This is a genomic window from Delftia acidovorans SPH-1 (genome assembly GCF_000018665.1).
In the GTDB taxonomy this organism is placed as follows: domain Bacteria; phylum Pseudomonadota; class Gammaproteobacteria; order Burkholderiales; family Burkholderiaceae_C; genus Comamonas; species Comamonas acidovorans.
Genome location: NC_010002.1, coordinates 2,628,630 through 2,653,902, shown reverse-complemented (window position 1 = coordinate 2,653,902; position 25,273 = coordinate 2,628,630). Strand labels below are relative to the sequence as shown.

The 25,273-nt window shown below is 68.5% G+C and carries 21 protein-coding genes; 6 read left to right on the top strand and 15 right to left on the bottom strand.

Going from position 1 to position 25,273, the window contains the following annotated elements:
- Positions 1-20 precede the first annotated feature (20 nt).
- Complete coding sequence (locus DACI_RS12010; protein WP_050771834.1) at positions 21-1,163, bottom strand: PA0069 family radical SAM protein; 1,143 nt, start codon at positions 1,161-1,163, stop codon at positions 21-23.
- A 294-nt stretch (positions 1,164-1,457) separates the two neighbouring features.
- Here DACI_RS12010 and rnk point away from each other — a divergent pair, with 294 nt between their 5' ends.
- Complete coding sequence (gene rnk / locus DACI_RS12005; RefSeq protein WP_012204322.1) at positions 1,458-1,862, top strand: nucleoside diphosphate kinase regulator; 405 nt, start codon at positions 1,458-1,460, stop codon at positions 1,860-1,862.
- Positions 1,863-1,935: 73 nt separating this feature from the next.
- On the opposite strand, the gene DACI_RS12000 is transcribed toward rnk, so the two are convergent.
- Positions 1,936-3,093, bottom strand: a complete 1,158-nt coding sequence (locus DACI_RS12000; protein ID WP_012204321.1) for an acyltransferase family protein — start codon at positions 3,091-3,093, stop codon at positions 1,936-1,938.
- Positions 3,094-3,254: 161 nt separating this feature from the next.
- Between DACI_RS12000 and DACI_RS11995 the strand changes: the two genes are divergently transcribed.
- Positions 3,255-3,851, top strand: a complete 597-nt coding sequence (locus tag DACI_RS11995; protein ID WP_012204320.1) for a GbsR/MarR family transcriptional regulator — start codon at positions 3,255-3,257, stop codon at positions 3,849-3,851.
- Positions 3,852-4,050: 199 nt separating this feature from the next.
- Here the strand turns inward: DACI_RS11995 and cydX are convergent, their stop codons facing one another.
- The 13 genes from cydX to DACI_RS11930 all read right to left on the bottom strand — a co-directional run bounded on the left by cydX (position 4,051) and on the right by DACI_RS11930 (position 19,864).
- Complete coding sequence (gene cydX / locus DACI_RS11990; protein ID WP_012204319.1) at positions 4,051-4,176, bottom strand: cytochrome bd-I oxidase subunit CydX; 126 nt, start codon at positions 4,174-4,176, stop codon at positions 4,051-4,053.
- A gap of 49 nt (positions 4,177-4,225) precedes the next feature.
- Positions 4,226-5,377, bottom strand: coding sequence for a cytochrome d ubiquinol oxidase subunit II (gene cydB, locus DACI_RS11985; protein ID WP_012204318.1), 1,152 nt, complete (start codon positions 5,375-5,377; stop codon positions 4,226-4,228).
- A gap of 18 nt (positions 5,378-5,395) precedes the next feature.
- Positions 5,396-6,982 (bottom strand): cytochrome ubiquinol oxidase subunit I, encoded by a 1,587-nt coding sequence (locus DACI_RS11980; protein WP_012204317.1) that lies wholly within the window; start codon positions 6,980-6,982, stop codon positions 5,396-5,398.
- Between the two features lie 42 nt (positions 6,983-7,024).
- Positions 7,025-8,710 carry an amino acid ABC transporter ATP-binding/permease protein gene (locus tag DACI_RS11975; protein WP_012204316.1) on the bottom strand — a complete coding sequence of 562 codons (1,686 nt, stop codon included), beginning with the start codon at positions 8,708-8,710 and terminating at the stop codon, positions 7,025-7,027.
- Complete coding sequence (gene cydD / locus DACI_RS11970) at positions 8,707-10,347, bottom strand: thiol reductant ABC exporter subunit CydD (protein ID WP_043781285.1); 1,641 nt, start codon at positions 10,345-10,347, stop codon at positions 8,707-8,709. The genes DACI_RS11975 and cydD overlap by 4 nt, the downstream gene beginning before the upstream one ends.
- 292 nt (positions 10,348-10,639) lie before the next feature.
- Positions 10,640-11,599: an NAD(P)H-dependent flavin oxidoreductase gene (locus DACI_RS11965; RefSeq protein WP_012204314.1), complete on the bottom strand. Its 960-nt coding sequence runs from the start codon at positions 11,597-11,599 to the stop codon at positions 10,640-10,642.
- Between the two features lie 60 nt (positions 11,600-11,659).
- Positions 11,660-13,450, bottom strand: a complete 1,791-nt coding sequence (locus tag DACI_RS11960) for an acyl-CoA dehydrogenase (protein ID WP_012204313.1) — start codon at positions 13,448-13,450, stop codon at positions 11,660-11,662.
- Between the two features lie 97 nt (positions 13,451-13,547).
- On the bottom strand, positions 13,548-14,690 hold the full coding sequence (locus DACI_RS11955) for an ABC transporter substrate-binding protein (protein WP_012204312.1): 1,143 nt from the start codon (positions 14,688-14,690) through the stop codon (positions 13,548-13,550).
- Between the two features lie 154 nt (positions 14,691-14,844).
- A complete protein-coding gene (locus DACI_RS11950) occupies positions 14,845-15,777 on the bottom strand; it encodes an electron transfer flavoprotein subunit alpha/FixB family protein (protein ID WP_012204311.1) in 933 nt (310 codons plus the stop codon).
- Positions 15,778-15,790: 13 nt separating this feature from the next.
- Complete coding sequence (locus DACI_RS11945) at positions 15,791-16,540, bottom strand: electron transfer flavoprotein subunit beta/FixA family protein (RefSeq protein WP_012204310.1); 750 nt, start codon at positions 16,538-16,540, stop codon at positions 15,791-15,793.
- Between the two features lie 209 nt (positions 16,541-16,749).
- Positions 16,750-18,039, bottom strand: coding sequence for a mechanosensitive ion channel family protein (locus DACI_RS11940; protein WP_012204309.1), 1,290 nt, complete (start codon positions 18,037-18,039; stop codon positions 16,750-16,752).
- Between the two features lie 92 nt (positions 18,040-18,131).
- Entirely contained in the window at positions 18,132-18,941 is an 810-nt protein-coding gene (locus DACI_RS11935) for an enoyl-CoA hydratase (RefSeq protein WP_012204308.1), read from the bottom strand.
- Between the two features lie 17 nt (positions 18,942-18,958).
- Complete coding sequence (locus DACI_RS11930; RefSeq protein WP_049801441.1) at positions 18,959-19,864, bottom strand: histone deacetylase family protein; 906 nt, start codon at positions 19,862-19,864, stop codon at positions 18,959-18,961.
- A 90-nt stretch (positions 19,865-19,954) separates the two neighbouring features.
- Between DACI_RS11930 and DACI_RS11925 the strand changes: the two genes are divergently transcribed.
- Genes DACI_RS11925 through mltB form a run of 4 tightly spaced genes read left to right on the top strand, consistent with a single transcriptional unit; the run spans position 19,955 to position 25,261 of the window.
- The gene (locus tag DACI_RS11925; RefSeq protein ID WP_012204306.1) at positions 19,955-20,875 is read left to right on the top strand and encodes an AAA family ATPase; all 921 of its coding nucleotides are present in this window, start codon (positions 19,955-19,957) and stop codon (positions 20,873-20,875) included.
- Complete coding sequence (locus DACI_RS11920; RefSeq protein WP_012204305.1) at positions 20,875-21,909, top strand: DUF58 domain-containing protein; 1,035 nt, start codon at positions 20,875-20,877, stop codon at positions 21,907-21,909. Before DACI_RS11925 ends, DACI_RS11920 begins: the two co-directional genes overlap by 1 nt.
- Positions 21,906-24,086: a transglutaminase family protein gene (locus DACI_RS11915; protein ID WP_012204304.1), complete on the top strand. Its 2,181-nt coding sequence runs from the start codon at positions 21,906-21,908 to the stop codon at positions 24,084-24,086. The genes DACI_RS11920 and DACI_RS11915 overlap by 4 nt, the downstream gene beginning before the upstream one ends.
- Entirely contained in the window at positions 24,083-25,261 is a 1,179-nt protein-coding gene (gene mltB / locus DACI_RS11910; RefSeq protein ID WP_012204303.1) for a lytic murein transglycosylase B, read from the top strand. The genes DACI_RS11915 and mltB overlap by 4 nt, the downstream gene beginning before the upstream one ends.
- Positions 25,262-25,273: the final 12 nt, after the last annotated feature.

Genomic DNA, 25,273 nt, shown 5'->3' with positions numbered 1-25,273 from the left:
TGTGCCTGGCACGCAGGCTCTCAGAAAAGGCTGCGTTGCGGCAGCAAAAGCGACGGGTGGTAGAGGCTGCAATCGAGCCGCAGCGGCTCGCGGTTGAAGCCGTGGCGGCGGCAGGCCAGGGCGAAGCGCTGGCGCAGCAGCTCGGCCCAGTGGCCCGTGCCTTTCATGCGCTGGCCGAACTCGGCGTTGTAGACGCGGCCGGCCTCGCGTTGCTCGCCCTGGATGCCGTGCAGGTCGCGCACGCGCTCCATCACGCGGCGGGCGCGGTCGGGGTAGTGCACCTGCAGCCATTGCTCGAACAGCGGTGCCACTTCCCAGGGCAGGCGCAGCACGGCATAGAAGGCGTGGCGCGCACCTGCGTCGGCGGCCGCCTCCAGCACCTTCTCCAGGTCTTCGTTGATGAAGGGAATCTGCGGTGCCAGGCTCACGCCCACGGGCACGCCCGCCTCGGTCAGCGCGCGGATGCTGCGCAGCCGGCGGTGCGGCGCGGCGGCGCGCGGCTCCAGGTGGCGTGCCAGGTCGGCGTCCAGCGTGGTCAGCGTGATGTGCACCGAGGCCAGGCCCTGGCGCGCCAGCGGGGCCAGCAGGTCCAGGTCACGCTCCACCCCGCTGCCCTTGGTGACGATGGAAAACGGGTGGCGCGCCTCGGCCAGCACTTCGATCAGGCGGCGCGTCAGCCCCAGCTCGCGCTCTATGGGCTGGTAGCAGTCGGTGACCGAGCCCAGCATCACGGGCGCGGCCACATGGCTGGCGCGCGACAGCTCGGCGCGCAGCAGCTCGGGCAGGTTCTGCTTGGCGATGAGCCGGGTCTCGAAGTCCAGCCCTGGCGACCAGCCCAGGTAGCTGTGCGTGGGCCGGGCATAGCAATAGATGCAGCCATGCTCGCACCCCCGGTAGGGATTGAGCCCCATGTGAAACGGCAGGTCGGGCGACTGGTGGCGGCTCAGCGCCGAGCGGGCCTGCTCCCAGCGCAGTTCGGTGCGCAGCGGCGCGGCTTCCTCGCCTTCGGCAGGCGCCTCAAGGCTGCCCCAGCCGTCGTCAAAGGCCTCGCGCGGATCGGTGGTGAAGCGGTGGGCCAGTTGGCTGGCTGCGCCCCGGCCCTTGATGGCGTGCAGGGGCACCCGGGCCGTGTCGTGATGAGGCGTGGGAGGACTGGGAAGCATGGAGTAACTGTATAAAAATACAGTCATACCGCCAAGCACTCCCCGCATGCCTGCAGTTGCGAAGTGGGTTTTGCCGGCTTGGCAAGTGCCCACGCCAATCCGCACCACACCGTGCGGGTTCGCTTGGCAGAACCCACACGGGCCTGCACAATGGGCCTATCGCACCAACTTGGTGCTTTTCTCTTTTCTGAAGATGCCTTGGCCCGGACAACCGCGTTGCCCGGGCTTTTGTCCGTTTGGGCGCCGCTGCCCTTCACTGCAGCCACGGCGCAAGCACACAAGGGAGCCAACACCATGGAGCGCAAGCCCCACATCATTCTTTCGTCCCTGGACCTGGAGCGCATCGAGGCCCTGCTGGACAAGCAACCCGCCTTCCCCGGCCGCGAGGCGCTGGAGGCCGAGCTGGACCGCGCCGACGTGCTCGAACCCAAGGAAATGCCGCCCAACGTGGTGACCATGAACTCCACCGTGCGCTTCACGCTGCTGGAGTCGGGCAAGTCCAATACGCTGACCCTGGTCTATCCCAAGGAGATGGATGGCAGCTCCGACAAGGTGTCGGTCTTCGCGCCCGTGGGCATTGCCCTGCTGGGCCTGAGCGTGGGCGACCAGTCGCGCATGGCCGGTCCCTCGGGCCAGGTCACCGTGCGCGTGGATGCCATCGAGTTCCAGCCGGAAAGCGCAGGCGAGCTGCACCGTTGAACGCCGACCGGCGTGAAGCGAAAAAGGCAGCCAACCGGCTGCCTTTGTTGTTTGTGGACTGAGGCACCGCGCCTCAGCGCAGGCCCGCCACAAATGCCGCGATCAGGCCGGTGCCCACCAGGCCCGCCTGCCAGCGCAGCGCCATGTGCCAGCTGGGAACGTGGCGCTCCACGCGCTCGTACAGCAGATGGCCGGCCGCAATCGACAGCACGAAGGCCGTGCACATGCCCAGCAGGGCAGCGGGAATGGACTGCGGCCAGAAATGGCTTTCCACGGCATTGACCAGCAGGCAGACCGAGAAGTGCACGAGAAACACCGAGTACGAAATCTTGCCCAGCCGACGCAGCGGCGCCCAGCCTTGTGCCTGCGCAAACGCGGGGCTGCGCATGGCCACGACCAGGGCCAGCGCCGTGGCACCGGCCAGCGCGATGCGGTCGCGCCACTCCAGTGCCAATGCCGCCACGACCAGGGCCACGATCAGCAAGGACCAGTTCCAGGCCGTCGAGGACTTGTCCGCATGCGCGGCCCAGTAGGCCAGCATGCCCAGGCCGTAGGCGCCAAAGAAGTACGGCGCCCACACATCCCATTGCGCATCCAGATTGAAGCCCAGCAGCGAAGCGGTCACGCCGATCACCACCAGCGCCTGCGCCACGCTCAGCGCCCAGGGCCAGCAGCGTGACAGGGCGTCGCCGCCAAAGCGGCGGCGCAGCAAGGCACCGCCCCAGCGCGTGCCGGCCAGCAGCAGCGCAGTCAGCGCGAACAGCTGAAAGTCGATGGACACATACCAGACGCCGGCGGACAGCGACTCCTCGCCCACGATGTTCTGCAGCAGCAGCGCATGCGCCACCAGTTGCCAGAGATCGGGCTCGCCCGACACCGAGGCATGGTCGAACCAGGGCCGCACGGCCGCCGAGACCACGATGGCCACGACCAGGGCCACCGCATAGGGCACGACCAGGCGCACGAAGCGGCGCCCGATGCGCGACCACGGATCGCTGTGCTGGCCGTGGCCTTGCGGCGCCATGCTGGCTGCAGCCAGGTAGCCGCCCAGCACCAGGAAGATCTGCACGGCCATGCGCGCATATTCATAGAGCCAGTCGATGAGGTCCGGCGCGGCCGGATGGGCGATATCGGACATGGGGCCGTAGAAGGCCAGGTGGTGCCAGATGATAGCGGCACAGGCCAGGCCCTTGGTGCAGTCGATCAGCGCACTGCGGCTAGCGTGGGACATGGGGCAATCTGTAGTCGGTACGGGGCGGGAAGGCGCAGGGCCCGGGCCGCCTGGCCGCAAGCCCGCAAAGGCGCCATTGTGCGCCTTTTGGGCGCGACTTGCAGAAAGCTGACACATCGCTTCCCAAGCCGCCCGGAGCGTGCCGCGCACGCGCAGGCACAATGCATGCCATGACGCAATCCAAACCTCTTCCGGCGTTGAACCGGCAGTTCGTCTCGCACTTCGGCGAGATGGGCAGCCGCTGGGGCATCAACCGCACGGTAGGCCAGATCTACGCACTGCTGTTTCTTTCGCCCGAGCCGCTCAATGCCGACCAGATCGCCGAGACGCTGGAGTTCTCGCGCTCCAACGTGAGCATGGGGCTCAAGGAATTGCAGGCCTGGCGCCTGGTGCAATTGCGCCACCAGCCCGGCGACCGGCGCGAGTATTTCGAGGCGCCGCAGGATGTCTGGGAAATCTTCCGCCGCCTGGCCGAGGAACGCCGCCGCCGCGAGATCGAGCCCACCCAGTCCATGCTGCGCGCCGCCATGCTGGAGGAAGTCACCACCGAAGAGGAACGCTACGCCCAGCAGCGCATGCGCGACATGTACGAGCTGATCGACCGGCTCATGAACTGGTTCGACGACGTGCAGCGCCTGTCACCCGAGACCGCCATGCAGCTCATGGGCATGGGCACGGCCGTGACGCGGCTGCTGGATCTGAAGGACCGCATCACGGGCGGCAAGGGCCGCGCCAAGGCGGATGACACCGACGATTGAACCTGGCAAGCCTGCGTACAAAAATGAGCTCCCCAGGGAGCTCATTGTGTTTACAGCAATGCTTCATTAGCGGTAAGCGCGTGCAAAAACTGGCGTAGCCCAAAGCGAGGGACACCGAGCAAGGGCCGCCCCCGCAGCGAGGGTGTCGTCCCCCTCCCGACGAGAGAGGGGGAAGGCGCGAAGCGCCTCAGGGGGAGCTTTATTTCTCCCGGGCCAGGAGTTCGCGGCGCGTGGCCTCGTCGTCCATCAGTTCGTACCACATCGCGTTGAGCACCGCGAAGGCGGCCGCCAGCGGCAGGCCGAGCAACCAGGCGAAGTACCACATGGTGTTGTGTCCTTTCTTGACGTTGACTGTCGTTTCTTGATTCGGTGGATCAGTACGAGTGGCCACGGCCCTCGATGATGGCCATCGGGTCGACCTTGCCGCGCAGCACGCTGTAGACCCAGCTGGTGTAGGCCACGATGAGGGGCACGAAGATAAGCGCGCACACCAGCATGATGAACAGCGTCACATGGCTGGACGAAGAGTCCCAGACCGTGAGGCTGTGCTGCGGGTTCAGCGACGAGGGCAGGATGAACGGGAACATGGACGCCCCCACGCTGGCGATGATGCCGGCAATGCCCAGGCCGCTGGACAGCAGGGCCAGCCACTCGCGGCGCAGCCACAGGCCCAGCGCCGCCAGCAGCGGCATCAGCAGCCCGATGGCCGGCACGGCCCAGAGCACGGGCCGGGCCTGGTAGTTGGCGAACCAGGCGCCCGCCTGCAGCGCAGCCGTCTTGAACAGCGGGTTGGACGGTCCGGTGGTGTTGATCTCGCTGGTGATGCGGTAGCCATTGAGCGCGGCCAGCCACACGCCAGCCGCCGCGAACAGCACCGTGGTGGCGACGGCCGCCACCATGCCGAAGCGGCGCGCGCGCGCGGCCACATCGCCCTCGGTCTTGAACACCAGCCAGGACGCACCATGCATAAGCAGCATGCACAACGAGACCAGGCCGGCCAACAGCGCAAACGGGTTGAGCAGGCCGAAGAACGTGCCCTCGTAGTAGATGCGCATGTCGGGCGCCAGGCGGAAGGGCACGCCCTGCAGCACATTGCCAAGGGCCACGCCGAAGATCAGCGCAGGCACCACGCCGGCCATGCACAGCACGGCATCCCAGCGCGCGCGCCAGGCCGGCTCCTCGCGCTTGCTGCGGAACTTGAAGGCCACGGGCCGCAGGATCAGCGCCACCAGGGCCGCGAACATGGCCAGGTAAAAGCCCGAGAACGACACGGCATACAGCTGCGGCCAGGCCGCAAAGATGGCACCGCCGCCCAGGATGAGCCAGACCTGGTTGCCTTCCCAGACCGGACCCAGAGAGTTGATGACGACGCGGCGCTCCACGTCGGTCCTGGCCGCCAGCGGCAGCAGCGCGGCAGCGCCCAGGTCAAAGCCATCGGTGACGGCAAAGGCGATGAGCAGCACGCCCAGCAGGCCCCACCACAGCAGGCGCAGGATGTCGTAGCTGATCAGTTCGTGAAGAATCATGGTGACAATCTCCCTTGGTCATTGCCCGCGGGCGAGTTTTTGCATCAGAGGGAAGTAGGTGGTCAGGTGCGGTGCGCTTTCCTCCTGCGGTCCCTTGCGGATGGCCTTCACCATGAGCTTCATCTCGATGACGAAGAGCACGGAGTAGATGGCGATGAAGCCTGCAATAGTCAGCAGCAGCGTGCCCGCGCCCAGGTTGGAGACGGCCAGCGCCGTGGGCAGCACGCCTTCGATGATCCAGGGCTGGCGGCCCACCTCGGCCACGATCCAGCCGCACTCGGCCGCGATCCAGGGCATGGGAATGGCGATCACGGCCAGCTTGAGCATCCACGGATGGGCGTCCAGCCTGCGCCGCACCGACAGCCAGAAGAACGCGGCCGTGAGCGCGATGAAGAACATGCCCAGCCCCACCATGATGCGGAAGGCCCAGAACAGCGGCCCCACGGCCGGCACGGTGTCCCAGGCGGCCTGGGCGATCTGCGCGTCCGTGGCCTGGCGCGGGTCGTCCACGTAGCGCTTGAGCAGCAGCGCGTAGCCCAGTTGCCCGCCCTTGTCCTCGAAGACGGCCTTGGCCTCGGCCGGCACCTGGCCCGTGGGGCCGGCGGCGCGGATGGCCTCCAGCGCGCCATAGGCCTCGATGCCGTTGCGGATGTACTGCTCGGTGCGCTGGACCAGGTCGTTGATGCCGGGGATCTCGCTGGTCAGCGAGCGCGTGCCGATCAGGCCCATGACCCAGGGAATGTGCACGGCGTAGTGCGTCTCGCGTGCGGCCTTGTCGGGGAAGCCGAAGGCCGTGAAGGCGGCCGGTGCGGGCTCGGTGTCCCACATGGCCTCGATGGCGGCCAGCTTCATCTTCTGGTGCTCCGAGGACAGGTAGCCGCTTTCATCGCCCAGCACCACCACCGACAGCGCGGCGGCCAGGCCGAACGAGGTGGCCACCGTCATGGAGCGGCGCGCCAGCTGGATGTGCCGGCCCTTGAGCAGATACCAGGCCGAGACGCCCAGCACGAAGATGGCCGCCGTCACGTAGCCGGCCGATACCGTGTGCACGAACTTGGCCTGGGCCACGGGGTTGGTCAGCACCGCGAAGAAGTCGGTGACCTCCATGCGCATGGTCTGCGGGTTGAACGCCGCGCCCACGGGGTTCTGCATCCAGCCATTGGCGATCAGGATCCACAGCGCCGAGAAGTTCGAGCCCAGGGCCACGCACCAGGTGGTCACCAGATGGCCGACCTTGCTCAGGCGGTCCCAGCCGAAGAAGAACAGGCCCACGAAGGTGGCTTCCAGGAAGAAGGCCATCAGCCCTTCGATGGCCAGCGGCGCGCCGAAGATGTCGCCCACGTAGTGGCTGTAGTAGCTCCAGTTCATGCCGAACTGGAACTCCATCACGATGCCCGTGGCCACGCCCATGGCGAAGTTGATGCCGAACAACGTGCCCCAGAACTTCGTCATGTCGCGCCAGATGGTGCGGCCCGTCATCACGTAGACGGTCTCCATGATGGCGATGATCACGGCCAGGCCGATGGTCAGCGGCACGAACAGGAAGTGGTAGAGCGCCGTTACCGCGAACTGCAGCCGCGATAGATCGACGATGTCGAGGTCCATGGTGAGATCCTTTCTCTCGGGGGTACTTGGTGAAATCCTTGATCAGCCGTCCTGCCGCAGGCGCGCCAGGGCCGCCTCGAACGGCGGTGTGCCGCGCAGCGCCTCGGACACCACGCGGCCCTGCTCCACCCACAGCAGCCGGTCGGCCAGTTGCGCCTCCCGCAGCTTGTGGGTGGCCAGCACCAGGGTGCGGCCCCGGGCTGCACTGTCCAGCCGCACCAGCAGGTCGGCGGCCGTGCGTGCATCCAGGCCTTCGGTCACTTCGTCCAGCAGCCAGCAGCGCGCGGGGCTCAGCAGCAGCCGTGCCAGCGCCAGGCGCCGTGCCTGGCCGCCGGACAGGCCCAGCCCGCCCTCGCCCAGCCGCGTGTCCAGACCCTGCGCCATGGCGCGCACATCGCCGGCCAGCCCGGCGACTTCGAGCGCCGCCCACAGCGTGTCCCCGGCGGCCTCGGGGCAAGCCAGCAAAAGGTTGTCGCGCAGGCTGTCCTCGAACAGTTCGGTGCGCTGCGTCATCCAGGTGCAGCGCCGGGCACGCACGGCGCCGGCCAGCGGCGGGAGCTCGCCGGCCATCAGGGACAGCAGCGTGGTCTTGCCCGCGCCGCTGGCGCCCAGCAGGGCGACACGCTCGCCTTCGGCGATACGGATGTCCTGGGCCAGCACGGCGGCACGGGGTGCCACGACCTGCTCCAGCTCAACCGCCAAGCCTTGCCTGGGCGCAGCCGGTTCGCAGGCGACTTGCGCAGCGCCATCGCGCAGGGCAGGCGCCAGCCGGCGCGCGGCCAGCCAGCTGCGGCCGGCCTCCAGCGCGCCACGGCGCAATGCGGCAAAGGGCTCCATGGCCGTCAGCGCCAGCAGCAGGGCCAGCGCGGCCACGGGGGCGCCCAGCAGGCCGGCCTCGGCCAGCCAGCCTACGCCCAGCAGCACACCGGCCAGGGCCAGGGCGCCACACAGGCCCTGCACGAAGGAGGTTCGGGCCTCCAGGCCGTGGAGCTCGGCGTCGGCCTCGGCCACGCGTGCGTCCAGGGCGGCAATGCGTTCGCAATGCGCGGCCAGGGTGCCGGCCATGGCCAGCTCCGCCTGCCCGGCCACCAGGTCGGCCGTGCGGGCGCGCAGGGACTCCAGCGCCAGCGCACGGCGCACGGCGGGCCGGCGCGCACTGCGCGCCAGCCACAGGGCGCTGCCCAGGCCCGTGGCCAGCAGCCACGCAGCCAAGGCCAGGCCCAGCCACCAGCGCATCAGGCCCAGTGCCAGGGCGGCCATCAGCGTGGCACCCGTGGCGGCCAGCAAGGGCACGAACAGGCGCAGGTACAGGCTGTCCAGCGCATCCACGTCGGCCGTCAGCCGCTGCAGCAGGCGTGCGGGCCGCAGGCGCAGGCTCAGGGCGGCGGCGGGCGTGGCCCAGCTGCGCAGCAGCCGCTCGCGCAGGGCGGCCAGCACGGCCAGGGTGGCGTCATGGGTGACCAGCCGTTCGGCATAGCGCGTGCCCGTGCGGCCCAGGGCCAGCAGGCGTATGCCGGCCGAGGGCATGAAGACGTCGAAAACGATGGCCGTGGCCGGCAGCAGCCCGGCCAGTGCCGTGGCCGTGATGAACCAGCCCGACAGACCCAGCAGCGCCATGCCCATGAGCACCGTGAGCAGGGCCAGCAGCGCGCCGCCCAGCCACAGGCGCCGGGGCGCCATGCGCGCCAGGGCGGCAAGCACGGGCCAGAGGGTGGAGCGGGGCTTCATGCGGCCAGCTCCTGTGGGGCGGCATGGCCCGCCAGATCCACCACGCGGTGCATGGCGGCGGCCAGTTCGGCATCGTGGGTGGCGACGATCAGCGTGCGACCGCGCGCCAGCTGCAGCAGGGCATCGGTGACCTGGGCGGCCGTGGCCGGGTCCAGGTGGGCCGTGGGTTCATCGACCAGCAGCAGGCCTGCATCGCGCGACAAGGCCAGGCGCGCCAGGGCCAGGCGCACGATTTCGCCGCCCGACAGGCCGGCTCCGCCCTCGCCCAGCGTGGCGCCGGGCCGGGTCTCGGCCAGCTTGCCCAGCCCGGCCAGCCGCAGGGCCTGGCGCAGTTCGCCGAAGGTGAATCCCGGGCGGCCCAGCCGGAGGTTTTCGGCCACCGAGCCGGCGAACACATGGGGGCTCTGTCCCATCCAGGCCATGCGCGCGCGCAGCCGGCCGGCCGATTCGCCGTCGAGCAGCTGGCCGTCGATATGGATGCGCCCAGGCTCGGCCACCGGCAGCAGGCCTGCAATCTGCGCCAGCAGCAGCGACTTGCCGCTGCCGCTGGGGCTCCACAGCGCCACATGCTCGCCAGGCCGCACGTCCACCGTGAGCGCCGGCAGCGTGACCGCGCCGCCTGGCGCCTGGGGCCGCACCTGCTCCAGGTGCAGGGCGCAGGCCTGGCCGGCCGCCCTGCCGGGCGCAGCCAGTGCGCCGGGCAGCGGCTGCGCATCGCGGCCCAGCTCGCCCAGGGCCTGCAGTGCGGCCTCGCCGCTGGCGCGGTCATGCCAGACGGCAGACAGCTCACGCAGGGGATCGAAGAAGCTGGGCGCCAGCAGCAGCACGAACAGCGCCTGGCCCAGGCTCAGTGTCTGGCCCCAGCTGCCAAAGGGCAGATGGCCCAGCAGGTGAAAGCCCACGTAGACGGCCACCATGGCCACGCCCAGGGCCGAGAACAGCTCCAGCACCGCAGAGGACAGAAAGGCGATGCGCAGCACGCGCATGCTGCGTTCGCGCAGGGATTCGGCATTGGCGCGCAGCCGCTGCGCCGTGGCATCCACCGCGCCCAGGGCGCGCAGGGTGGACAGGCCGCGCAAGCGGTCGAGCAGGAAGGCGTTCATGCCGCCCAGCTCCACCATCTGCGCCTGGCTGGCCGCCTTGGCGCGCCAGCCGACGATGGCCATGAACAGCGGGATCAGCGGCGCGGCCACCACCAGGATCAGCGCCACCACCCAGCTCTGGCTGGCCACGGCCAGCGCAATCACCAGCGGCACGGTGCGCACGCGCCACATGGCGGTCTGGTAGCGCGACAGCCAGGGCACGATGGCCTCGGCCTGCTCGGCCATGGCGCTGGCCGCCTGGCCCGAGGCCGCGCGCTGGCGGTCCAGCGGCGAGGTGCCCGCCAGCGTGCGCAGCACCTGCATTCGCAGCGCACTCACCAGGCTGCGCGCCTGCAGATTGGCGCGGCGCGTGCCGCTGGCATCGCACCAGGCGCGCAACCCGCCCAGCAGCGCAACGCCGGCCGCAAGCTGCCACAGTGGCCACAGCGGCTCCACGCCTGCGCCATCGGCCATGGACTGCACGGCCAGCGCCAGCAGCGCCGCCTGGGGCAGCCACAGCAGCGAGGCCAGCACCAGGCGCCCCGTACCCGCCATCGGACGACGCGCCAGCTGGTGGAACTCAGGCAATGACGGGGTACAAGGTTTGTTCATTTATTCTGTAATTTCAGTATTTACTGAAATTACGCAAAGAATTCTAAACAAACTTGCTCCAGGCAAGTCGCTCGTAGGGGGAAGCCGAGTGAAGCAGTCAAGCGTGCGCAAGGGGTTTTGCGCAAACAACTTCGAGAACCGGACCCGCACAGCGTGGGTAATACCCAAAGAAAACGGCGCCCGAAGGCGCCGTCTGGCGGGGTAGGAGAAGAGCCCGTCCTGGGCTCCCCGAGCCTTACGGGGTGGACAGCAGGCGGTCGCGCGCCTGGTTGTATTCGCGCTTGAGACGCTCGACCAGCTCGCCCGCACCCGTGACTTCGCGGATGGCGCCAATGCCCTGGCCGCAGCCCCAGATGTCCTTCCAGGCCTTCTTGGCGTCGCCGCCGAAGTTCATCTTGCTGGGGTCCGACTCGGGCAGGTTGTCGGGGTCCAGGCCAGCCGCGCGGATCGACGGCGCCAGGTAGTTGCCGTGCACGCCCGTGAACAGGTTGCTGTAGACGATGTCGTCGGAGGTGCCGTCCACGATGGCCTGCTTGTAGGCATCGTGCGCACGCGCCTCATGCGTGGCAATGAAGGCCGAGCCGATATAGGCGAAGTCCGCACCCATGGCCTGGGCCGCGAGGATGGCACCGCCCGAGGCGATGGAGCCCGACAGCGCCACGGGGCCGTCGAACCATTCGCGGATTTCCTGGATCAGCGCGAACGGGCTCTTGACGCCCGCATGGCCGCCCGCGCCCGCCGCCACGGCGATCAGGCCGTCGGCCCCCTTTTCGATGGCCTTGTGCGCGAACTTGTTGTTGATGATGTCGTGCAGCACCACGCCGCCCCAGCTGTGCACGGCCTGGTTCACGTCCTCGCGCGCACCCAGGCTGGTGATGACGATGGGCACCTTGTACTTGGCGCACATCTGCATGTCGTGCTCGAGCCGGTCATTGCTCTTGTGCACGATCTGGTTGATGGCGAACGGCGCCGAGGGCCGGTCCGGATGGGCCTTGTCCCAGGCGGCCAGGGTCTCGGTGATCTCGGCCAGCCAGTCTTCGAGCTGCTCGGCCGGGCGCGCGTTGAGCGCGGGCATGGAACCCACGATGCCGGCCTGGCACTGGGCGATCACGAGCTTGGGGTTGCTGATGATGAACAGCGGCGAGCCGATCACTGGCAGGGCCAGTTTCTTCAGCGCCGGGGGAAGCTTGGACATGCGTTGTCTCCGTTGGTTCTCGGTATCTCTGTCTGCGTTGTGCCGTGCGCAAGCGCCGGGTCAGAAGGCGTCCATGGGCAGTGCCATCACGCTGTCGCCGCCGTGCACGATGGCATCGCGCAGGCCCGCCGCCTTGACGAGGATGTGCTCGGCATAAAAGCGTGCCGTCGCAATCTTCGCGCGCATGAAGGCCGCGTCCTGTCCCTTGTGCAACAGCTGCTCGGCCGCCAGCAGGGCGCGGCCCATCTGCCAGCCTGCGACGAGGTTGCCCGCCAGCATCAGGTAGGGAACGCTGCCGGCGTACACGGCATTGGGCTCGGCCTTGGCCTGGCCCGAGACGAAGTGCACCGCCTCCACGAAGGCCTGGCGCGCAGCGGCCAGCTGGCGGGCCACGGCCAGTGCCTCGGGCGTGCCGCTGGCGGCCAGCTCGGCTTCGGTCTTCTCGATCTGGCCCGCAATGGCCAGCGCGGTCTGGCCGCCATCGCGCGCCGTCTTGCGGCCCACCAGGTCATTGGCCTGGATGGCGGTCGTGCCTTCGTAGATGGTCAGGATCTTGGCGTCGCGGTAGTACTGGGCGGCGCCCGTCTCCTCGATGAAGCCCATGCCGCCGTGCACCTGCACGCCCAGGCTGGTGACTTCCAGGCTCATCTCGGTGCTGTAGCCCTTGACCAGGGGCACCATGAATTCATAGAAGGCCGCATTGGCCTCGCGCACCTGGGCATCGGCATGGTGGTGGGACGCATCGTAGGCCGCGGCGGCCGTGGCCGCCATGGCGCGGCAGCCCTCGGTGTAGGCGCGCATGGTCATGAGCATGCGGCGCACATCGGGGTGGTGGATGATGGTGGCGCTGGCCTTCACGCTGCCGTCCACGGGGCGGCTTTGCACGCGCTCGCGGGCATAGGCCACGGCGTGCTGGTAGGAGCGCTCGGCCACGGCAATGCCCTGCACGCCCACGGCGTAGCGGGCCGCGTTCATCATGATGAACATGTATTCCAGGCCGCGGTTTTCCTCGCCAACCAGATAGCCGATGGCCCCGCCGTTGTCGCCGTACTGCAGCACGGCCGTGGGCGAGGCCTTGATCCCCATCTTGTGCTCGATGCTCACGCAGTGCACATCGTTGCGCGCGCCCAGCGATCCATCCTTGTTGACCAGGAACTTGGGCACCACGAACAGGCTGATGCCCTTGACGCCCTCGGGCGCCCCGGCCACGCGGGCCAGCACCAGATGGACGATGTTCTCGGCCATGTCGTGCTCGCCATAGGTGATGAAGATCTTGGTGCCGAAGACCTTGTAGCTGCCATCGGGCTGCGGATCGGCCTTGGTGCGCACCAGGGCCAGGTCGGAGCCGGCCTGGGGCTCGGTCAGGTTCATGGTGCCGGTCCACTCGCCGGTCACCAGCTTCTCGAGATAGGTGGCCTTGAGCTCATCGCTGCCCGCCGTCAGCAGGGCCTCGATGGCGCCGTCGGTCAGCAGCGGGCACAGCGCAAAGCTCAGGTTGGCGCTGTTGAGCATTTCCACACAGGCCGCGCCAATCGTCTTGGGCAGGCCCTGGCCGCCAAAATCCTGCGGATGCTGCAGGCCCTGCCAGCCGCCTTCGGCGTACTGGCGAAAGGCCTGCTTGAAGCCCGCCGTGGTGGTGACCACGCCGTCCTTGAGGCTGGAAGGCGCCACGTCGCCCGGCAGGTTCAGCGGTGCCACCACGCCTTCGCACAGCTTGGCGCATTCCTCCAGCACGGCCTGGGCCGTCTCCAGGCCAGCCTCCTCGAAACCGGGCAACTGCGCCACCTGGTCGATCTGCGCCAGATGCTCCATGGCGAACAGCATGTCTTTGAGGGGAGCCGAGTAAGTCATTGTTGAACCTTCCTGAACAGAGCCTGGACCGCCGGCGCGCAGCGCGCGGCGACCTGGGACAGCGGGCACGCCGCCACGGCACTACTGCATTGCTGCGTTATTGCGTGACGCGGCCCGATGCGTTGACGATGGACAAATCCACGAATTTCGAGCCCGCCTGCGAGCCCGGACGATAGGTAACCCAGTAGCCGCCCAGATCGAAGGCGTCCAGGCCGCGCAGCGAAGCGGCCAGCTTGTCGCGCGTCAGCGGCTGGGTGCGGCGCATGGCCTCCACGATGACGCGGGCGTTCACATAGCCTTCCATCATGGCGTAGCTGACCGGCACGGTCAGCGACTTGCCTGCAGCGGTGGCCGCGTCCCTGAACTCCTTGTTCAGGCGCATGGTCACCTTGTAGGGACTGGGCACGACCTGGGCAATGGACAGGCCGCTCATGAACTCCACGGGCAGGCGCTTGGCCAGTTGCTCGATATCGGCTTCGGACGTCGCGTAGATCTGGGCCGTGCCACCCGCCATGCGGTACGCTTCGACAAAGGCCGAGGTCACGGGGCTGGAGGCCACCACCATCACGGCCTGCGCCGAAGGCTGGGCCTTTTGCAACTGGGAAACGGCCTTGTCCATGGCGCCCTTGCCCGTGCTCAGCGAGGCGCTGACCACCAGCTTGGCCTTGGAGGGCGCAATCGCCTTGTTCACCAGCTCGGCCACGGCCTTGGCGTCGGGACGCTCGTCATGCAGCAGGGCCAGGCGCGTGATGCCCACGGTGGACAGGTGCGAGGCGATCTTGGCCATTTCCTCGGGCAGGTTGGCGCGCGTGCTGAAGATCTGGGGATGGCTCAGCACCCGCGTGTCCGTGCTCTGGTAACCCACCAGGGAGATCTGGGACTGGTCGAGCAGCTTGCTGTCCAGCAGCGCCGCCATGTTGCGGTTGCCGAAGTAGCCGGCCAGCACCACAGGCTTGGACTCGTCCAGCAGCTTGCGGGTCTTGTCCACGGTTTCCTCGGGATGGCCCACATCGTCCACGGTGACCAGTTGCACGGGCTGGCCCTGCACGCCGCCGGCCTTGTTGATCTGGTCGAAGTACAGGCGCATGCCCTGGGCATAGGCACGGCCCTGCGTCGCACCGGCTCCCGACATGGGTGCCACCTGCCCCACCACCCAGGCATTGGCCTCGGCGGCCAGCGCCATGGCGCCACAGACAAAGGCCACGGCCGTGCGGGCCAGGCGCAAGCGCATCATCTTCATTTCAATCTCCCTCTCGGTTCATGCCATCGCCAGCACCGGCTGGCGGCCAAGTCCGTTGTTGTAGTCGGTGGTGCGCGCCGTGACCAGCGGACCATCCCGGAATCCATGACGGAAAAAGAGGGGCCTGTGCCCCTCATTTTTCAGCTTCAGCCGCTTACAGCGCCTGCACCAGTTCCGGCACGGCCTGGAACAGGTCGGCCTCCAGGCCGTAGTCGGCCACCGAGAAGATCGGTGCCTCGGGGTCCTTGTTGATCGCCACGATCACCTTGGAGTCCTTCATGCCGGCCAAGTGCTGGATGGCGCCCGAGATGCCCAGGGCGATGTACAGCTGCGGCGCCACGATCTTGCCGGTCTGGCCAACCTGCAGGTCGTTGGGCGCATAGCCCGCATCCACCGCGGCGCGCGAAGCACCGATGGCGGCACCCAGCTTGTCGGCCAGGGGGGTGATGACTTCCTGGAACTTCTCGCTGCTGCCCAGCGCGCGGCCACCGGAGACGATGATCTTGGCGGCCGTCAGTTCCGGGCGGTCGTTCTTGGTGACCTCGCGGCCCACGAAGCTGCTCTTGCCGTTGTCGCCAGCGGCGGCCAGTTGCTCCACCTGGGCGCTGCCGCCCGTGGTGGCCGCTGCGTCAAAGCCCGTGCCGCGCACGGTGATGACCTTGATCTTGTCGCCGCTTTGCACCGTGGCAATGGCGTTGCCGGCGTAGATGGGGCGCTCGAAGGTGTCGGCGCTGTCCACCTTGGTGATGTCGCTGATCTGGGCCACGTCCAGCTTGGCTGCCACGCGCGGCGCGGCGTTCTTGCCGCTGGCGGTGGCGGGGAACAGGATGTGGCTGTAGTTCGAAGCAATCGCCAGCACTTGCGCCGCAATGTTCTCGGCCAGGCCGTCCTTCAGGCTGGCGCCGTCGGCGTGGATGACCTTGGACACGCCAGCGATCTGGGCCGCGGCCTGCGCAGCGGCGCCGGCATTCTCGCCCGCCACCAGCACATGCACGTCGCCGCCGCAGGCCAGGGCCGCAGTGACGGTGTTGAGCGTGGCGCTCTTGATGGAAGCGTTGTCGTGTTCTGCAATAACGAGGGATGTCATGTCGCTGTCTTCCTTAGATCACTTTGGCTTCGTTCTTGAGCTTGGACACCAGCGTGGCAACGTCCGGCACCTTGACACCGGCGCCGCGCTTGGCGGGCTCGGCCACCTTGAGCGTCTTCAGGCGCGGGGCGACATCGACGCCCAGCTCTTCAGGCTTGACGGTGTCCAGCTGCTTTTTCTTGGCCTTCATGATGTTGGGCAGCGTGACGTAGCGCGGCTCGTTCAGGCGCAGATCGGTGGTGATGACGGCCGGCAGGCTCAGGGCCAGGGTTTCCAGGCCGCCGTCCACTTCGCGGGTCACGTTGACCTTGTCGCCAGCGACTTCGACCTTGGAGGCGAAGGTGGCCTGCGGCAGGTCGGCCAGGGCCGCCAGCATCTGGCCGGTCTGGTTGGCGTCGTCGTCGATGGCCTGCTTGCCCAGGATGATCAGGCCGGGCTGCTCCTTGTCCACCAGGGCCTTGAGCAGCTTGGCGACGGCCAGGGGCTGCAGCTCCTCGGTGGTCTCCACCAGGATGCCGCGGTCGGCACCGATGGCCATGGCCGTGCGCAGGGTTTCCTGGCACTGGGCCACGCCGCAGGAGACGGCGATGACTTCGGTGGCCACGCCCTTTTCCTTGAGGCGAACGGCTTCTTCGACGGCGATTTCGTCAAAGGGGTTCATGCTCATCTTGACGTTGGCGATGTCCACGCCCGTGCCGTCCGACTTCACGCGGACCTTCACGTTGTAGTCCACCACGCGCTTGACCGGGACCAAAACCTTCATTGCAGCGGCTCCTGATTGATTGATAGATTGACGTTTACGTAAACCGAAATCATTGTATGCGGCGCTGCAGCAGCTGCGGCAGGTTTCCCTGACGGCCGAGGGCCGCATGCGCGCTCACAAAAAAGAACGATCGTGCCATTTTAAGCACGACCCTTGGGATTTCCTGCGGGGGAACAGCCTGAACTCAGGGTATGCACCTAGGAATAATCCTAGCTGCTTTTCTCTGCTGCCTGAGCCACCACGCCCCCGCGTTCGGTGATCTGTACCACCTGCTTGGGGACTGGCAGGCTCACGCCCGCAGCACGCAGGCCGCGCAGCACGGCGAGGTTCACCTCGGAGCGCACATTGCCCTGGCCATTTTGCGGGTCGTTGATGTAGTAGCTGAGACTGAACTGCAGACCCTGCTCGACGAAGTCGACCAGAGCCACCGAAGGCGCGGGCGTCTTGAGCACGCGCGGCTGGGCGGCTGCGGCTTCGAGCAGGATGCCGCGCACCTGCTCCACATCGCTGTCCATGCCCACGACGATGTTGGTGGACAGGCCGAACTTGACGTCGAATCCGGTGAGGTTTTCGACACGCTGGGTGATCAGCGTCTCGTTGGGTACGATGGATTCGCGGCCGTTGAGCGCGCGGATGATGGTGTAGCGCGTGCGGATGTCGGTGATGCGGCCCTCGAAGCCATCCACGCGCACGTTGTCGCCGATGCGCAGCGCGCGCTCGATCAGCACCAGAAAGCCGCTCACATAGTTGGAGGCGATCTTCTGCATGCCGAAACCCAGGCCCACGCCGATGGCGCCGCCCATGACGGACAGCGCCGTCAGGTCCACGCCCACCATGGACAGCGAGACCAGCAGGCCCACCAGGATCAGCACGCTGCGCGTGATGTTCATGGCCACCTTGCGCATGGACAGGTCGCTGACCCACTGGTTGATGACCTTCTGCTCGAACAGCGTGGACAGCCAGAGCACGGCCACCATCATCAGCCCCGCCGACAGCGTGCCCTCGATCAGGTTGAGCAGGCTGACCGGCGTCTTGCCGATGTTGAACTGCAAGGCCTCGAGCTCCTCCATGACCTGCGGCAGCAGGCCGATGCTGTGCAGCACGGCCGCGCCCCAGGCCAGCCAGGAGAAGATGCGTTCGATCAGGCGCACCACGGTGGAGTGGGGGAAGGTCCGGCTGAGCACCCGCGCCACGAAGCGGATCACCGACAGGGACACCAGCAGCGACACGGCCACGCGCAACCAGAACACCGTGGAAAACCGCGCCAGGATCTCCTGGCTGGTGAAGACCAGCACCAGCGCCAGCAGCGGGAACAGGGCGCCATCGAGCGCATGGCGGCCAATCCATACGGAGGGCTTTCCATCGTTCAGATGGCCGTAGCGCGCATGCAGGCCGCGCATGGCGCCGTAGGCCAGCAGCAGGCAGGCGATGAGCACGGAGAACTCCAGCCAGGCGCTGGAGCTTTGGAAGTCGTTGATGAGCTTGTCGAAGATGTCCATGGGTCAGGGCCGTTCCGCCGCAAGGGCGCAGGCCGCCATCATCGCGCAGATCCAGGACAGGCCGACCGGACCGGGGCCTACATGCAGGTCGGTCAGCGGCCCGTCTTCCAGGCCGGTTCGCGCTTGGCGGCGAAGGCCTGGGCGCCCTCCTGGGCGTCGGCATCCATCATGTTGGCGGCCATGGTCTGGCCGGCCAGTTGGTAGGCCGCCTCGATGCCCATCTCGCGCTGCCGGTAGACCAGCGCCTTGCCCATGGCCACGGCCGCACGGGGCTTGCTGACGATGGACTGCACGAAGTGCTCCACTGCATCGTCCAGCGCCTCCTCGGCCACCACGCGGTTGACCAGGCCCTGCTCCAGCGCCTGCTGGGCGTCGATGAAGTCGCCCGTGAGCAGCATCTCCATGGCCTGCTTGGCCGGCACGTTGCGCACCAGCGGCACGCTGGGGGTGGCGCAGAACAGGCCGTAGTGGATGCCGCTGGTGGCAAAGCGTGCCGCCTGCGCAGCAACGGCCAGATCGCACTGGGCCACGAGCTGGCAGCCTGCCGCCGTGGCAATGCCGTGCACGCGCGCGATCACGGGAACGGGCAGCCGGTGGATGGACAGCATCATGCGGCTGCACTGGGCGAACAGCTTCTGGTAGTAGTCCAGCTGCGGATGGGCCGCCATGTCCTTGAGGTTGTGCCCCGCGCAAAAGGCCTTGCCGGCCGCAGACAGCACGACCACGCGCACGGACTCGTCGCGCGCCACGTCGTCCAGCGCCTGCTGCAGCTGCGTGAGCATCTGCTCGCCCAGGGCATTGAAGCGCTGCGGGTCGTTGAGCGTGAGCCGCACGACGCCGCGCGCGTCGCGCTGCACGTCGAGCAGGGGGCTGGCTTCAGAAGGAGGGGTGCTCGCGTTCATGGTGCTCCAGATCCGGTTCAGAGGTCGGCCAGCACGCGCACGTGCGCTTCCACGCTGCGCGCAAGCGGCCCCATCACATAGCCGCCTTCCAGGCAGGAGACGATGCGCCCCTTGGAAAAGCGCCGCGCGATGTCCTTGATGCGCGAGGTGATCCAGGTGAAGTCCTGCTCGGTCATGCCCAGCTGGCCCATGTCGTCCTCGCGGTGGGCGTCGAAGCCGGCGCTGATGAAGATCAACTCGGGCTTGAAGGCCTCCAGGCGCGGAATCCACATCATCTCGACGATTTCGCGGATGTCCATGCCCTTGGTATAGGCGGCCACCGGCACGTTGACCATGTTGGCGGCCGGATGCTGGTCGCCGCTGAAGGGGTAGAACGGGTGCTGGAAGATGCCGCACATGAGCACGCGGTCGTCGCCGGAGAGGATGTCCTCCGTGCCGTTGCCGTGGTGCACGTCGAAATCGATCACGGCCACGCGCTTGAGGTGGTGGCGGCTGAGCGCGTACTTCACGCCCACAGCCACGTTGTTGAAGAAGCAAAAGCCCATGGCCTGGTGGCGCGTGGCATGGTGGCCCGGCGGGCGCACGGCGCAAAAGGCGTTCTCCAGCTCGCCGGCCATCACCGCATCGGTGGCCGCCAGCGCGGCGCCAGCCGCATGCAGGGCGGCCGAGAAGGTGTGGCTGTTGATGGAGGTGTCGGTGTCGATCTGGGAGTACTCGGGGCCGCCGGCCTGCTGCTCCTCAACCAGGCGCTGGGTCAGGCCCTGCAGCGCAGCCACATGCATGCGGTCATGGGCCAGTTCGATGTCGGCCAGCGAGGCCTGGGGAGCCTCGTGCCGCTCCAGCGCATCGGCCACGCCGGTCACCAGCAGCCGGTCCTCGATGGCGTCGAGCCGGGCCGGGCATTCCGGGTGCCCCGGCCCCATCTCATGCCGCCAGCACTCCCTATGGGTGAAATAACCCGTCTTGCCCACAGTGATGTCTCCGCGATGTTTTTTTTAGGATAACGTCGCGCCATGCAAGCAACACACAAGATCAAGGCGCTTCTGGATCAGCTTAACACGGTGGTTGTAGGGAAACCGGCTCAGGTCCGCGACAGTGTGGCCTGCCTGCTGGCCGGGGGACACCTGCTGCTGGAAGACGTTCCCGGCGTGGGCAAGACCACGCTGGCGCATGCGCTGGCACACAGCTTCGGGCTGCAGTTCTCACGCGTGCAGTTCACGGCCGACCTCATGCCCAGCGACCTCACCGGCGTGTCCATCTACGAGCGCGCCAGCGAGACCTTTGTCTTCCACCCGGGCCCCGTTTTCGCCCAGGTGCTGCTGGCCGACGAGATCAACCGCGCCAGCCCCAAGACGCAGAGCGCCCTGCTCGAAGCCATGGAGGAGCGACAGGTCTCGGCCGAGGGCCGCACGCACCGCCTGCCCGAACCCTTCTTCGTGATCGCCACCCAGAACCCGCAGGAACAGCTGGGCACCTTCCCGCTGCCCGAAAGCCAGCTGGACCGCTTCCTGATGCGCATCAGCCTGGGCTATCCCGACCGCGCGGCCGAGCGATCCCTGCTGTCCGGCAATGGCCGGCGCGCCCAGGCCGACGCGCTGGCACCGCTGCTGACCACGCAGGAGCTGCAGGACCTGCGGGCAGCCGTGCTGCAGGTGCATGCCAGCGATGCCCTGCTCGACTATGTGCAGGACCTGCTGGAAGCCACGCGCTCGGGCCAGTGGTTCGTGCAGGGCCTGTCGCCTCGCGCGGGCATTGCGCTGCTGCGCGCGGCACGGGCCGTGGCCCTGATGGAAGGGCGCGACTACGTGGCGCCCGACGATGTGCAGGCCATCCTGCCGCAGACGGCGGCCCACCGCCTGGTGCCCATAGGCTCCTCAGGCCGGGGCGCCGTGGAGCAGGTGCGCGCCATGCTGGACGCCGTGGCGCTGCGCTGATGCCGGCCGCTCCCGCGTCTTCGCCCGGCGCCGCCCGGCCGGGGGCATCGCTGCGCCAGCGCTGGTCTCCCGCGCGGCGCGTGCGCCAGTGGTGGCATGCCCGCCTGCCCCGCACGGACAGCCTGAAGCTGACCCAGCGCAATGTCTACATCATGCCGTCGCGTGCCGGCTGGGCCCTGGCGCTGACGCTGTGCGTGCTGCTGGTGGCCGCCATCAACTACCAGCTCAACCTGGGCTATCTGCTGACGTTCCTGCTGGCCGGCAGCGCGGCAGCGGGCATGGTGGTCGGCCACGGCAATCTGCGCGGCCTGGCGCTGCACCTGCTGCCGCCGGCCGGCAGCTTTGCCGGCCAGCCCTGCCGCTTCGACGTGGTGCTGCACAACACGCGCCGCAGCACGCGTTGGGGCATAGGCCTGGCCGTGCAGGGCGATACGGCGGCCATCGACTGGACCTGGATCGATGTCCCGGCACAGGGCAGCACCACGGCGCAACTGGCTTTCACGCCACTGCGCCGGGGCCTGCAATCGCTGCCCACGATCACGGCGGCCACACGCTACCCGCTGGGCACCTTCCGCGTCTGGGCGCTGTGGCGCGCGCAGACCCAGGCCTGGATCTACCCGGCGCCCGAACACAATCCTCCGCCCCTGCCTGCGGCCAGTGCCGATGCCGGCGGCCGCAGCGCGGCCTCCACGCGCCACGGCGACGAGTTCGATGGCGTGCGTGCCTACCGGCGCGGTGATGCGCTCAAGCTGGTGGTCTGGAAAAAGGCCGCCCAGGCCTTTGCCACGGGCAGCGACCAGCTGGTGAGCCGCGACCGCCCGCTGTCCCAGCAGCACCGCCTGTGGCTGGACGCCAAGGCCACCGGCCTGGCCGACCCCGAGGCCCGCCTCAGCCGCCTGACCGCCTGGGTTCTGGTCGCGCGCCAACAGGACCTGACCTGGGGCCTGCGCCTGCCCGACGGCCGCGAGATCGCCCCCGACCAGGGCGCGGCCCACGCCACGCTCTGCCTGGAAGCCCTGGCGGCCTGCCCATGAATCGCACGTCCATGCCCTCCTCCTTCCAAGCCATTGCGCAGCCCGCGGCCACCTGGCGCCAGCGCCTGGCCGCCCTGCCGCGCGATGCGCGCGACACCCTGTTCCTGCTGGCCGTGGTCGCCTGGGTGCTGATGCCCCAGGCCGCCCACACGCCCTGGTGGACCATGGTCTTCGTGGCCGGCCTGCTGCTGTGGCGCGGCCTGCTGGCCTGGCGCGGCCAGCCCCTGCCCGGCCGCTGGGTGCTGGGTGGATTGCTGCTGCTGGCCGTGGGCGCCACCTGGGTCTCGCACGGCACCTTTGTCGGGCGCGATGCGGGCGTGACCCTGATCGTGCTGCTGCTGGCGCTCAAGACGCTGGAGCTGCGCGCCCGGCGCGATGCCATGGTGGTGTTCTTCCTGGGCTTCTTCGCGCTGCTTGCCAACTTCTTCTACTCGCAGTCCCTGCTGCTGGCCCTGGCCATGGTGCTGGGCCTGCTGGGCCTGCTCACGGCCCTGGTCAATGCCCATATGACCGCAGGCCGCCCGCCGCTGACACAGGCGCTGCGCACGGCAGCCCTGCTGGCGCTATGGGGTACGCCGGTGATGGTGGCGCTGTTCCTGTTCTTCCCGCGCATGGCGCCGCTGTGGGGCGTGCCTGGCAACGACCTGGCCGGCCGCAGCGGCCTGTCGGAAAACATGCGCGTGGGCTCCATGGCCTCGCTGGTGCTGGACGAAAACGTGGCCCTGCGCCTGCGTTTCGATACGCCCGATGGTGCGCCTCCGCCTGCCAACACCCTGTATTTCCGGGGGCCCGTTCTGTCGCGCTTTGACGGACAGGAATGGCAGATGGACACGGAGGCCGTTCTGGAGGACGCGCAGTTGCGCGTCTCCGGCGAGGGCGTGAGCTACCAGATGACCATCGAGCCCAGCCGCCGCCCCTGGCTGCCCCTGCTGGACGCCGCGGCCAGGGCTCCCGAGCTGCCCCCGGGCATGGGCAGCGCCCGCATGACGCCGCAGCTGCAATGGCTGACCTGGCGCCCCATCACCGACGTGGTGCGCATCAGCGCCCAAAGCCATGTGCAGTTCAGCTACGGGCCGCTGCAGCCTACGCGCGCCCTGCGCCGCTACACCCAGCTGCCCGAAGGCAGCAACCCGCGCACGCTGGCGCTGGCCCGGCAGATGCGCGCCGACCCGCAACTGGCCGACGCCCCGCCCCGCGCCTGGGTACAGGCCGCGCTGGCGCGCCTGCGCACGGGCGGCTACACCTACACGCTGGAGCCCGGCGTGGTGGACAGCGTGCACACGGCCGATGATTTCTGGTTCGACAGCAAAGAGGGATTCTGCGAGCACATCGCCTCCGCCTTCGCCGTGCTGATGCGCGGCATGGGCGTGCCTGCCCGCATCGTTACCGGCTACCAGGGCGGCGAGCGCAACCCTGTCGATGGCTACTGGACCGTGCGCAACGCCGACGCCCACGCCTGGACCGAGGTCTGGCTGGCGGACGAGGGCTGGGTGCGCATCGACCCCACCGGCGCCGTGGCCCCGTCGCGCGTGGGCGAGTTCCAGCGCCTGCGCGCGCCCCAGGGTGCCATTGCGGGCGCCGTGGGCAACTTCGTGGGCGTGGGCATGCTGCAGCAGATGCGCGCCGTGTGGGAGGCCGTCAACAACGGCTGGAACCAGTGGGTGCTGAACTACACGCAAAGCCGCCAGCTGGACCTGCTCAAGAACCTGGGCGTGCAGTCGCCATCGTGGGTGGACATGCTGCGCCTGCTGGGCGCGCTGGCCGGCGTGGCCGCTCTGGCCTGGCTGGCCTGGATGGCCCGCGCCCAGCGCAGCAGCCGCGATGAATGGCTGCGCCTGATGGACAGGACCCGCGCCCGACTGCGCCGCATCGGCCTGGATGCCGATGCCAGCCTGCCCCCGCGCGCGCTGGCAGCCCAGGTCATGGACCGCTGGGGCCAGGACGACGCCACGGCCGCCAAGGCCCTGCACGACTGGCTTTTGGACATGGAGCGCCAGCGCTACGCACGCGCCCCCCAATCCGTCCCCCTATACGCACCCCAGTCCGCACCCAAATCCGCACCCGATACCCCCGGCCTGCCCGCCCTGCGACGCCAATGGCGGGCGCTGGACTGGCCACGCACTCCGCAGCCACGGCCACAAGCCGCCGCTGCCGGCCCCACGACAAGCACACCATGACCAAGCAACGACTGATCCCCTCCGCCCTGCTGCTGCTTGCGGCCGCCGCCCTGCCCTGCGGCGCGCTGGCCAGCAAGCCGGCGCCCGCCCAGACCGGCGCAGCCAAGACTGCCGCCAAGTCCACGGCCAAACCTTCCACGAAAAAGCGCACGACCGCTGCTGCCGCCGCCACGGCGGCAGGCGGCGCCGCCGTGGCCAGGACCGTGCAGGGCAGCACGCCCTACGGCGAACGGCCTGATGCCATGCAGATGGCCGCCGACATTGCGATGCGCCACGACCTGCCGGTGGACTGGGTGCGCGACACCATCGCCCAGGCGCGCTTTCTGCCCCAGGTTCCCCGCCTGATGACGCCGGCTGCCCAGGGCACGGCCAAGAACTGGGGCGTCTACCGCAGCCGCTTTGTCGAGCCCGTGCGCATACGCGCCGGAACCCGTTTCTGGCAGGACAATGCCGCCGCGCTGGCGCGTGCCGAAAAGCAGTACGGCGTGCCGGCCGAAATCATCGTCGGCATCATCGGCGTGGAGACCATCTACGGCCAGCAGATGGGCAACTTCCGCGTGATCGACGCCCTGGCCACGCTGAGCTTCGACTTCCCCGCAGCCCACCCCCGCGCGCAGGCACGCACCGAGTACTTCCGCGGTGAGCTGGAGCAGTTCCTGCGCTTCACGTACCGTGCGGGCACGGACCCGTTCTCGCTGCGCGGCAGCTACGCGGGCGCCATGGGCATGGGCCAGTTCATGCCCAGCAGCTGGGTGAAGTGGGCGGTGGACTTCGACGGCGACGACCGCATCGACCTGTTCGGCAGCGCGGCCGACGCCATCGGCTCGGTGGCCAACTACTTTGTCGCGCATGGCTGGAAAAGCGGCATGCCCACCCACTACCCTGTGATCATGCAGGCCCAGGGCGCCGACCTGGCCGCCCTGCTGGCGCCCGACATCCTGCCCCAGTTCACGGCCGACGAGATGGCTGCGCGCGGCGTGCAGCTGCCGGGCAGCGGCGCGGCGCATCAAGGGCCGCTGGCCCTGGTCAAGCTGGAAAACGGCGCGCAGGGCCAGCCGCTGTACATCGCGGGCACGGAGAACTTCTATGCCATCACGCGCTACAACTGGTCCAGCTACTACGCGCTGTCCGTGATCGAACTGGGCCAGGAAGTCGCTACGGCCATGGGCCGCTGATCCGGGCCATCC